Raw genomic sequence first — 10,150 nt, forward strand, 5'->3', positions numbered from 1 at the left:
CTGCCGCGCGACCTGTCGCTCGACGGACTGCGGGTGGTGATCGATTGCGCCAACGGCGCCGCCTACAAGGTGTGCCCGGAAGCGCTGTGGGAGCTCGGGGCCGACGTGATCGCGATCGGCGTCGAACCCGACGGCTTCAACATCAACAAGGAAGTCGGCTCGACCGCGCCCGAAGCCCTGTCCCGCAAGGTCCGCGAGATGCGCGCCGATGTCGGCATCGCGCTCGACGGCGACGCCGACCGCGTCATCATGGTCGATGAGCGCGGCCACCTCATCGACGGCGATCAGTTGCTCGCCGTGATCGGCCAGAGCTGGAAGGAAGACGGCCGGCTGTCCAAGCCCGGCGTCGTCGCCACCGTGATGTCCAATCTCGGTCTCGAACGCTTCCTCGGCGGCGAAGGCATCGAGCTGATCCGCACCTCGGTCGGCGACCGCTACGTGCTCGAGGCGATGCTGAAGGACGGCTACAATGTCGGCGGAGAGTCCTCCGGCCACATCATCCTGTCCGACTACGCCACCACGGGTGACGGCTTCGTCGCCGCCCTGCAGGTGCTGGCGGTGGTGCAGAAGCTCGGCCGCCCGGTGTCGGAGGTCTGCCACCGTTTCGACCCGCTGCCGCAGATCCTCAAGAATGTGCGCTACCGCAGCGGCAAGCCGCTCGACGATTCCGGCGTTATCTCGGCCATCAAGGACGGCGAGACGCGTCTCAACGGCCACGGCCGGTTGCTGATCCGCCCCTCAGGCACCGAGCCGGTGATCCGGGTGATGGGCGAGGGCGACGACCGCGACGTGGTCGAATCCGTGGTCGACACCATCGTCGACGCGCTCGGCAGCGCCGCGGCGGCGGCTGCGTAGTTGCCGGCGAGCAGCGCGTAGTTCGGCGCTGCACAATGCAACGCTGGCATCGCCAAACGGCGCTGGCCCGGCCCGCGCTTCCAAGCTATTTCAGAACGGTCGGCGCGAGCCGGCTGTTTTCGTTCGCGCAGACAAAGATCAGCGCGGCGCAATTTTAGCCAAGACTGCCAGGAAACGCCGTGAACAAGCCCGTCAGCGTCGATGCCGATCTCGCTGCGCCGGTCGTCTCGACCGAGCTGCCCGAACTGGTTGCGCCCGCGGCACCGGCTCACATTGGTCCGACCTATCTGGTTCTCGGCGGCATCAGCTTCTTGCATTTCCTCAACGACACCAGGCAGTCGTTGATTCCGTCGGGGTATCCGATCCTCAAGGCCAACTACGCGCTGGATTTCGGCCAGATCGGTTTGATCACGCTGACATCCCAGTTCACCGCTTCGCTGTTGCAGCCGCTGATCGGTCACTTCACCGACAAGAAGGCGCAGCCGTTCTCGCTGGCGATCGGCATGGGCTCGACCTTCCTCGGCCTGTTGCTGCTCAGCGCGGCGCATTCCTATGCGGTGATCCTGATCGCCGCCGCCATGATCGGACTCGGCTCGGCGGTATTCCATCCGGAATCGGCGCGCATCGCCCGGCTCGCGTCCGGCGGCCGCTACGGCATGGCGCAGTCGATCTTCCAGGTCGGCGGCAATGCCGGCACCGCGCTCGGCCCGGTGCTGGCGGCGCTGGTAGTGGTGCCGTTCGGCCAGCCGTCGATCGGCTGGTTCTCGATCCTGGCGTTCGTGGCGATCGTGCTGCTCGCCCGGATCGGCATCTGGTATCGCGGCCGCATTGCCGGCACGCCGAAAGCGGCGCCGAAGCCGCATCCGCACGCACCGGGCAGGCGCCGGGTGCTGGCCGCTCTGGTGGTGCTGGTGGCGCTGCTGTTCTCCAAGCACATGTATATGGCCAGCCTGTCGAGCTACTACACATTCTATCTGATCGAGAAATTCCACGTCTCGACACAGACCGCCCAGCTGTTCCTGTTCATCTTCCTCGGCTCGATCGCCGCCGGCGTCTTCTTCCGTGGTCCGCTCGGCGATCGCTTCGGCCGTCGCTACGTCATCTGGTTCTCGATCCTCGGTGCGTTGCCGTTCACTTTGGCACTGCCTTATGCCGGGCTCGTCACCAGTGCGGTGCTGACGATGTTCATCGGCTTCATCCTGGCCTCGGCGACGTCGGCCATCATCGTGTTCGCGCAGGAACTGGTGCCGCACCGGCTCGGCATGATTTCCGGCTTGTTCTTCGGCTTTGCCTTCGGCATTGCCGGCGTCGGGGCCGCCGCGCTGGGCGAACTCGCCGACCATTACGGCATCGACTTCGTCTACCAGGTCTGCTCGTTCCTGCCGGCGCTCGGCCTGCTCGCCGTGCTGCTTCCGAAGATGCCGCGCCACGCCCATTGAGGCCTGGCGCGCGAGCCGCCGAACTATCAACCATCTGTTAGTGATTATGACGAGGAGGGCGGCACCGCGAAGGGTGCCGCGCTGCACGCATTTGCGTACGTGTCCACCAAATATCAACCTTAAGAATTAGGGTTAAGTGTGGCTTAAGGAATTACTGGCATCGTCGCACCAGGTTTCAAGCTGTGAGGCCTTTCCATCCTCGATGACTTGGCAAAAGGACGAAGCCAATGCGTAGCGTGAAGTTGTTGATGGCCGCCGGAGCGGCTTCGCTGATGACGTCGATGGCGTTCGCCGCCGACATGCCGATGGCGCCGCCGCCCCAGTATTATCCGCCGCCGCCGCCGGCTGAAGATTTCGGCGGCTGGTACCTGCGCGGCGACATCGGGATGAGCGCGAGCCGTGCCACCTTGGACAACCGGCTGTACAACACCCTCCCGGCCTCCACCCAGGTCTCGCATCTCGGCCACGGCTTCGACGGCGGCACGATCTACGGCGTCGGCGTCGGCTATCAGTTCAACAACTGGTTCCGCGCGGACGTCACCGGCGAGTATCGCTCCAAGGTGTCGTTCAAGGGAACCGACAATTTCACCTTCAATCCGGGCGGTTTCCTCGTCGACAATTATAACGGCGGCTATTCGGGTTGGGTCGGCCTCGTCAACGTCTACGCCGATCTCGGCACCTGGTGGTGTCTGACCCCGTTCGTCGGCGTCGGCGCCGGTGGCGCGCGGATCACCACCGCAGGCTTCAGCGACAATGGCATTGCCAACGGAGTGGTCGGTTCTTACTTCGCCGATGGCGCGACCAAGACCAACTTCGCCTGGGCGGCCCACGCCGGTGTCGCCTACAAGGTATCGCCGAACTTCACGGTCGAACTCGCGTATCGCTACCTCGACATGGGCACGGTCGGCCAGGGCTATGGCCGCTCCTACGACGGCACCAATGCCGGCCCGTCTTCGTTCCAGTTCCGAAACCTGACCTCGCACGACGTCAAGCTCGGCGTGCGCTGGAATCTCGACACCGGTCCGGCCTACTCGCCGCCGCCGCAGATGCCGCTGATCCGCAAGGGCTGAGGTCAGCCGACACGTTAACAAGTACTAACGGCGCGGGAGCTTCCCGCGCCGTTTTTGTTTGCGCCAAGGGCCCTGCGACAACGATTGGTTAAGGTTAACGGGTGATGATCGCGCTACGCACTGAAGAGTGTCGAGGAGCGTTGCGATGCGTAGGTTTGTGGTTGCGGCGGTGGCGATGGTGGCGGCGCAATCGGCGATGGCGGCCGACATGCCGGATTTCGGGCCGCTGCGTGGCTCGATGGTCGACCAGCCCAGCCGCGTGGTCAATTGGCAAGGCTTCTACGTCGGCGGCCAGGCCGGTTACGGCACCTCCGACATGGACTTTTCCAACGCCACCAGCAGCCTGGCGCACCAGATGCTGACACTCACCACGATCGAGAACGAATTCAACGTTTCGCAATGGCCGGTGCTCGGCAAGCAGTCGGCGCATGGCAACGGTTATGGTGCGTTCGTCGGTTACAACTGGCAGTGGGACGACGTCGTGCTCGGCATCGAAGGCAACTACCTGCATGGCAATTTCGGCGGCTCGGCCTCGGGCTCGATGGGTCGCAGCTTCACCACCTCGGACGGCTACACCAACGGCGTCACCTACAGCAGCGCCGCGACCATGAACGTCAAGGATGTCGGCTCGATCCGCGGCCGCGCCGGCTGGGCGATCGGCAGCTTCCTGCCTTACGCGTTCGGCGGTGTGTCGCTCGGCCAAGCCGACATCGTGCGCAGCGCCACCGTCAGCGGCACGCAGGTCAATACAAGTGCGGCGCCCGGCTTCCAGGTGATCAATTTCAACTACAGTCAGTCGCAGCCGCAGAACAATCACTTCATCTACGGCTACAGCGGCGGCCTCGGCATCGACATCATGGTGTTTTCCGGCCTGTTCGTCCGCGCCGAGTGGGAGTACCAGAAGTTCGCCGCGCCCATCAACACGGCGGTGTCCACCGTGCGCGGCGGCATCGGCTACAAGTTCTAGCCGGCTGGCGGGATGAAGATCTACGGCGATCTCAATTCCGGCAACTGCCTGAAAGTGAAGTGGGTCTGCGATCTGCTGGGGCGATCCTACGACTGGATCGCTATCGACACGCTGAAGAGCGAAACCCGAACGGCTGACTTTCTGGCGATCAATCCGGCCGGTCAAGTGCCGGTCGTGGTGTTCGAAGACGGCCGCGCCCTGGCGCAGTCGAATGCGATCATCCGCCATCTCGCCCGCGACAGCGCATTGATCCCCGAGGATCCTTGGCTGGCCGCCAAGATGGACGAATGGCTGTTCTGGGAGCAGTACAGTCACGAGCCCTATGTGGCGGTGTGCCGCTATCAAATGGTGTATCTCGGCAAAGCGGCCGGCGATCTCGATCCGGAAAAAGTCCGCCGCGGTCACGCCGCGTTGGCGCTGATGGAGCGTCACCTCGCGGACAAGACCTTTCTGGTCGGCGAGGCGCTGTCCCTCGCGGACGTCGCGCTGCTGGCCTATACGCGAATGGCGCCCGAAGGCGGCTTCTCGCTGGCCGACTATCCGGCGCTGCAGCGCTGGATCGCCGTATCCGAACGCGCCCTCGCATTGCCGCCCTCCGCCGCGTGAGCCTGGAGAAAGATGAACCCGGAGCCCGTCTCGCCCATCAACATCCGTCCCGCCCGGCGTGACGACGTGCCGGCCATCGTCGCCATGCTGGCGGACGATCATCTCGGCAAGGCCCGCGAGCGCATCGAAGATCCGCTGCCGGCGTCCTACTACACGGCGTTCGATGCGATGGCGCGGACGCCGCAGCTGCAGATGATGGTGGCGGAAGACGAAAATTCACGTGTTCTCGGTTGCCTGCAACTCGCCGTGCTGCCCGGGCTTAGTTCCCAAGGTGCCAGCCGCGCCATCATCGAGGATGTCCGCGTCGCCAGCGACTGCCGCGGCCGTGGCATCGGCGAACAGTTGGTCCGCTGGGCGATCGGCGAAGCCTTGGCGCAGCGCTGCAAGCTGGTGGAACTGTTCACGCATCAGAGCCGAAAAGACGCCCAGCGCTTCTACCAGCGGCTGGGGTTTCAGCCGAGTCACGTCGGCATGACGATGCGGTTCGGGTGAAGCCGGCTCGACGGAGGGGCCAGGCGCGACGGCTGAGAATCGGAAAGCTTTCCGGCTGTTGTCGGCACGTGCAAACGAACCTGGTGCGCACGTCCAAGTAGTGTTACGTGGGCCTCAGTTAACAAACGTGTAGTACGTTGGCTCCAAATTGATCATGCTTTTGGATCGTGCGTCTCAACGGGGAGGGGCACCTGCGGGCCGGCTGATTTCGCCGCCATTTTCACACCAAGGAGAGTTGCATGGCTCGACCCAAGATCGTGCCGACCGGCATCGAGTGTCCTTTCGACGAGAGCGAGCTGATCGTCTCCAAGACCGACCTGAAGGGCAATATCATCTACGCCAATGACGTGTTCATGCGGCTGTCGAAGTATCCGCCCGGCGACGTGATCGGTGCGCCGCACAGCATGATCCGACATCCCGACATGCCGCGCTGCATCTTCAAGCTGCTGTGGGACACCATCCAGGCCAAGCAGGAGATTTTCGCCTACGTGGTCAACATGGCGCGCGACGGCGATCATTACTGGGTGTTCGCCCACGTCACCCCGACGCTCGATCGGCAGAACAACGTGATCGGCTTCCATTCCAACCGCCGCAAGCCCGATCGCGGCCAGGTCGACACCATTCAGAAGCTGTATCGCTCACTCCGCGAGGCCGAGACCAGCGAGCGCAACGCCAAGGAAGGCATGATGCGCGGCTACGACATGTTGATGGGGCAATTGAAGGACCGGGGCGTCGAATATGATGAATTTATCTTCTCTATCTAAGGCGACGATGGCACTCGTCGTCGCCACCATCATGTTGGCGGCGACCTGGATGCTCGAGGCTGCGTTCGGCCTGTCGAATGCGACGTTCGGCTCCGTCGCCACGGCGATCAACCTGGCGCTGCTCGGCCTCTCGTTGTGGTGGCTGCGGGGTGCCTCTGCTGCTGTTGAGGAGGTCGCTCATGTTTGTGAGAGCGCCAAGCGCGGCGAGCTGGAAGCGCGTGTGATGGGGCGCCGCGACGGCGGTGCTATCGGCCGCGCCCAGGCCGGCATCAACGATGCCCTCGACATCATCGACGCGTTCGTCCGCGAGGCCTCGGCGTCGATGGACTACGCGGCGCGCGGCAAGACCTTCCGCAAGGTGCTGACGCGCGGCCTGCCGGGTTCGTTCTTCGTCGCTTCGACGAGTATCAACAACGCCACGGCCGTGATGGACCGCAAGGTGCGTGATGCTTCGGCCGAAGCCAAGGGGTTCGCCGACGGCATGGACAGCGTGGCCGCGACGCTGGCGTCGACGTCCGGCGCGCTGAAGGGCGATGCCGGCGCAATGGCCGAAGCGGCCGAAGAAACCACCCGGCAGTCGCTCAGCGTCGCGTCGGGGTCGGAGGAAGCTTCGACCAATGTGCAAACCGTGGCCAGCGCCGCGGAGGAACTGACGGCGTCGATCGTCGAAATCTCGCGGCAGATCCAGCTGTCGACCACGAGTACCAGCCTGGCCGTGAGCGAAGCCGAGCAGACGAGCGCCAAGATCCGCAATCTCGCCGACGCTGCGCAACGCATCGGAGATGTCGTCAAACTGATCAACGCCGTGGCGGCCCAGACCAATCTGCTGGCGCTGAACGCCACCATCGAGGCGGCGCGCGCTGGTGAATCCGGCAAGGGCTTCGCCGTGGTGGCGGCCGAGGTCAAGACACTAGCGAGCCAGACCGCCAAGGCGACCGAGGAAATCACGGCGCGTATCGACGAAGTGCAGCAGATCACCGAGGAATCGGTCACCGCGGTGGAAGCGATCAGCCGACGGATTTCGGAAATCAGTGAAGTCTCCAACGCGATTGCGGCGGCGATGGAGGAGCAGGGCGCGGCGACGCGCGAGATCGCCAGCAACGTTCAGCAGGCCTCGGCCGGAACGGTGCGCGTCTCGGCCAATATCGCCGGCATCAGCCATGCGGCGGATGAGGCCGGCAAGATCGCCTCGCGGGTCAACAACGCGTCGGGCGAAGTGGCCCAGCAGGTCGAGCGACTTCGCAGCGAGGTGCATCGGTTCCTCGCCAAGGTCGCGTAGCTCGGGACTGGCGCGAGCGCGTGCTCCACACATCCATGTGTGGGGCGCGATGCCGCGATGCCGGAACGTGGTTCGTACGCGGTCGTTCGTCTCCTCGACGACAAGGGAGAACGTCATGAAACGAGCCAACAAGTATCTGATCGCTGCAGCCGCGGTTGTGCTGAGCGGTTCCGCAGCGCTGGCGCAGGCAGGCGGTGCGGGTGGTGGAGCCGGCGGCGCAGGTGGTGCGGCGGGCGGCGTCGGCGGAACATCGGGCGGCGTTGGCGGTGCGGCCGGTGGCACCGGCGGCATCTCTGGCCCGGCCAACAACACCACGACCGGATCGCAAAGCACGACGGGACTTAGTACCTCGCCGGGTAATTCAACGTCGGCAACCGGGATCGGCACGGGCAGCACCAGCACGACCGGATCGAGTCTCAACAATCAGCCTGGTGTTCCCAACACCACCACGCCGGGTTCAATCGGCACCGGCGCGTCGCCGAGTGGTCTGCCGGGCGACAGCACCTCGAACCCGGGCTATCCGGCTCCGGTCGGTCGCTGACCTTTGACGACGACTGTTTGACTCGCGCGCGCCCCGGTCGGGCGCGCGTTGTCGTTTGAACGACATGTATTTGCTGCACAGACGCGAAGCCGCGCGGCGGAATTCATGGTCTTATGCTCATGCGAAAGTGTGATCGCATCAGGACTCTTCCGGACACCAAGTTCCTTGACTTTCGGTCCCAAAGGACTATCCCCAGCGGCGGGAAACCTCTCCCCACCGAGGGGATTAGCTACTTGAGCCTAACTACTTGGCCTAGCATCGTTTCCTGAATCGCTGAAATGCTCTGTGCTTGTGGTGTGTCAAAGACGCGATCGGTCAGCGTGATGTCGTCAAGCGCGTGGCCGTAGGTTTCAAAGACGTGCTGCGGCGTCTTCCAGCCTCCCAACTTCGCCACGGTGACGACGTCGACGCCGGCCCGCAGAAGGGCCGTAGCGAAGCCATGGCGGCAGCAGTGGGTCGATAGAGGCTCCAGGCCTGCTTGGCGCACCACTGACCGCCAGGACTTGTCGGCGGCGCATTTCAGCACGTAGCGGAAGACCTGAGGCCGATCCCGCTTGATGTTCGCCATGGCCACCACGAGCGGCTGGGGCAGATGCGCGACGCGCTCGGCGCCGATCTTGGTCGACCTGATCAGCGCGGTCCGCTTTTGCAGGTCGACGTCGCCCCATTCCAGCCTGATTGCCTCGGAGATTCGAGCGCCGGTGCAGAACATGAAGCACGCCAGCGCGGCGAGGTGCGGGAGGTGCGAGGCCGCTTCCATGAAGTCGCGCACCCACTCAGCGGTGGCCGGTTTCTTGATCTTGGTGTCTACGTCGAACCGCTTCACGCTAATCTTGCTGCACAGCTCTAGCTCGGCGGAGTGGTTGATGATCGCCTGTGTAGGGACGATCACGTTGCGGTTGCGCGTCGCGCCGGCTGCTGATGGGTAGAGCACCAGAGCCGACTTTCGGATCGCACCGGCCGTGATGTCTTTGACCAGCGTGTCCTTCCAGTAGTTCTCGATCGGTTCTAGGAACCGCGTCGGCTTGCCGGCAGTGCGATACGTGATCGCCGCCTGGGCGAAGGTCAGGACCGATTGCGGTCCATCAAAATCACTTTTCCACGCTTGCTCTGTGAGCCGCGCGACGAAGCGTTCGGCGATGTCCTTTTCCTCAGCTCCTGTAGAGCCGCGAAGTCTCCGCTTGGCAACGGTGCCTCGATAGTGCCAGATTTTCCCGCGGCGATAGAGCGTAAGGGGCACGGCCTGGTCTCCTCCATGATCGCCTGAACGTCTCCCTTGGTCAGGACCATACGATTGCCCAAAATCCGGCACGCGCCAAGCCGGCGAGCGACCTCACGCACCCGCCTTTCGGACCAGCCTAGGCTGGTCGCCAAGTCTTCCGGCGTCGTCGTTTCGGGGATCAGGGTCATTCCTTCTCCAAGGCGATTATGCTTCTGGCGGTATCGGCAGCAGCCGTCACGTAACGGACTACTTCGTCCGCGCACTTGATGAAGCATCTGATCGCTTCATCTCTTGAAGCAGACGCCCCGCTTGAAAGATCGACAATAGTGACTTCAGGTTCGACGCGTTCGCCAGCGACATCAGTTTCGACGGATTCGCCATCGCCAAGTCGAGTGATTGACATTAAAAAACAGGCTACCCAGAAGTCTGGTATGGAACCGTCGCACTCCTCCAAATACACCTGCAGCGGCGTAATAATATCGGTTTTCATGTCTGCGCTCATAAATTAGCTCCTTTGTGGTTGATTGGCGGCAACGGCGGCGGTGAAGGTCAGCGGCTTGGTCACTCCGCCGCCTCTGCAGTGTAGCCCGGGTGCTCTCCGGCCATGTGCCGGGCCAGATTGGCAAAGGTGCGATTGCAGCAAGGGCAAACGCCGTGGCCGACGCGGTTTTTGATCTTCGTCACCTGGCCGCGTGCGGCTGCCGCGCGGCGTTCAGCTGCCTCGCGCTGATCACGCAACTGCTTTATCCTGTCGTCCCTCTCTGCAACACGCTGCGCCAGACGATCGCAATGAGGGCCGGCTTGGCAAAACGCTGCGCACCGAGGACGTCGACGGCGAGATGGTCACCGTCACCGGCGCGTGGGACAGCGAAGAAGAAGCCCGCGCCATCGGCGAGGAAATCGAACAGCGCAGCG

General features: G+C 63.7%; 11 protein-coding genes and 1 pseudogene. 9 read left to right on the top strand and 3 right to left on the bottom strand.

The annotated features are described in order from the left end of the window. The 9 genes and pseudogenes from glmM to I5M_RS29735 all read left to right on the top strand — a co-directional run. Nucleotides 1–855 (top strand): annotated as a pseudogene (gene glmM, locus I5M_RS13805) (phosphoglucosamine mutase); the annotation flags it as partial. Nucleotides 856–1,034: 179 nt separating this feature from the next. Next, nucleotides 1,035–2,294 (top strand): MFS transporter, encoded by a 1,260-nt coding sequence (locus I5M_RS13815; RefSeq protein WP_022721933.1) that lies wholly within the window; start codon nucleotides 1,035–1,037, stop codon nucleotides 2,292–2,294. A gap of 227 nt (nucleotides 2,295–2,521) precedes the next feature. After that, nucleotides 2,522–3,364: an outer membrane protein gene (locus I5M_RS13820; RefSeq protein ID WP_022721934.1), complete on the top strand. Its 843-nt coding sequence runs from the start codon at nucleotides 2,522–2,524 to the stop codon at nucleotides 3,362–3,364. Between the two features lie 145 nt (nucleotides 3,365–3,509). Next, a complete protein-coding gene (locus I5M_RS13825) occupies nucleotides 3,510–4,331 on the top strand; it encodes an outer membrane protein (RefSeq protein WP_022721935.1) in 822 nt (273 codons plus the stop codon). A gap of 12 nt (nucleotides 4,332–4,343) precedes the next feature. Then, complete coding sequence (locus I5M_RS13830) at nucleotides 4,344–4,937, top strand: glutathione S-transferase family protein (protein WP_022721936.1); 594 nt, start codon at nucleotides 4,344–4,346, stop codon at nucleotides 4,935–4,937. Between the two features lie 12 nt (nucleotides 4,938–4,949). Continuing rightward, complete coding sequence (locus tag I5M_RS13835) at nucleotides 4,950–5,429, top strand: GNAT family N-acetyltransferase (RefSeq protein WP_022721937.1); 480 nt, start codon at nucleotides 4,950–4,952, stop codon at nucleotides 5,427–5,429. Nucleotides 5,430–5,668: 239 nt separating this feature from the next. Beyond that, nucleotides 5,669–6,193, top strand: coding sequence for a PAS domain-containing protein (locus tag I5M_RS13840; protein ID WP_022721938.1), 525 nt, complete (start codon nucleotides 5,669–5,671; stop codon nucleotides 6,191–6,193). A 7-nt stretch (nucleotides 6,194–6,200) separates the two neighbouring features. Then, entirely contained in the window at nucleotides 6,201–7,472 is a 1,272-nt protein-coding gene (locus I5M_RS13845) for a methyl-accepting chemotaxis protein (protein WP_022721939.1), read from the top strand. A 115-nt stretch (nucleotides 7,473–7,587) separates the two neighbouring features. Further along, nucleotides 7,588–8,013, top strand: a complete 426-nt coding sequence (locus I5M_RS29735) for a hypothetical protein (RefSeq protein WP_022721940.1) — start codon at nucleotides 7,588–7,590, stop codon at nucleotides 8,011–8,013. A gap of 229 nt (nucleotides 8,014–8,242) precedes the next feature. Here I5M_RS29735 and I5M_RS13855 read toward each other — a convergent pair whose 3' ends face one another. The 3 genes from I5M_RS13855 to I5M_RS32745 all read right to left on the bottom strand — a co-directional run bounded on the left by I5M_RS13855 (nucleotide 8,243) and on the right by I5M_RS32745 (nucleotide 9,973). Beyond that, nucleotides 8,243–9,253, bottom strand: coding sequence for a tyrosine-type recombinase/integrase (locus I5M_RS13855; RefSeq protein ID WP_022721941.1), 1,011 nt, complete (start codon nucleotides 9,251–9,253; stop codon nucleotides 8,243–8,245). Nucleotides 9,254–9,419: 166 nt separating this feature from the next. Next, on the bottom strand, nucleotides 9,420–9,737 hold the full coding sequence (locus I5M_RS13860; RefSeq protein ID WP_022721942.1) for a hypothetical protein: 318 nt from the start codon (nucleotides 9,735–9,737) through the stop codon (nucleotides 9,420–9,422). Between the two features lie 59 nt (nucleotides 9,738–9,796). Next, nucleotides 9,797–9,973, bottom strand: coding sequence for a hypothetical protein (locus I5M_RS32745; RefSeq protein WP_159103999.1), 177 nt, complete (start codon nucleotides 9,971–9,973; stop codon nucleotides 9,797–9,799). Nucleotides 9,974–10,150: the final 177 nt, after the last annotated feature.

This window comes from Rhodopseudomonas sp. B29 (assembly GCF_000333455.1).
Classification (GTDB): domain Bacteria; phylum Pseudomonadota; class Alphaproteobacteria; order Rhizobiales; family Xanthobacteraceae; genus Rhodopseudomonas.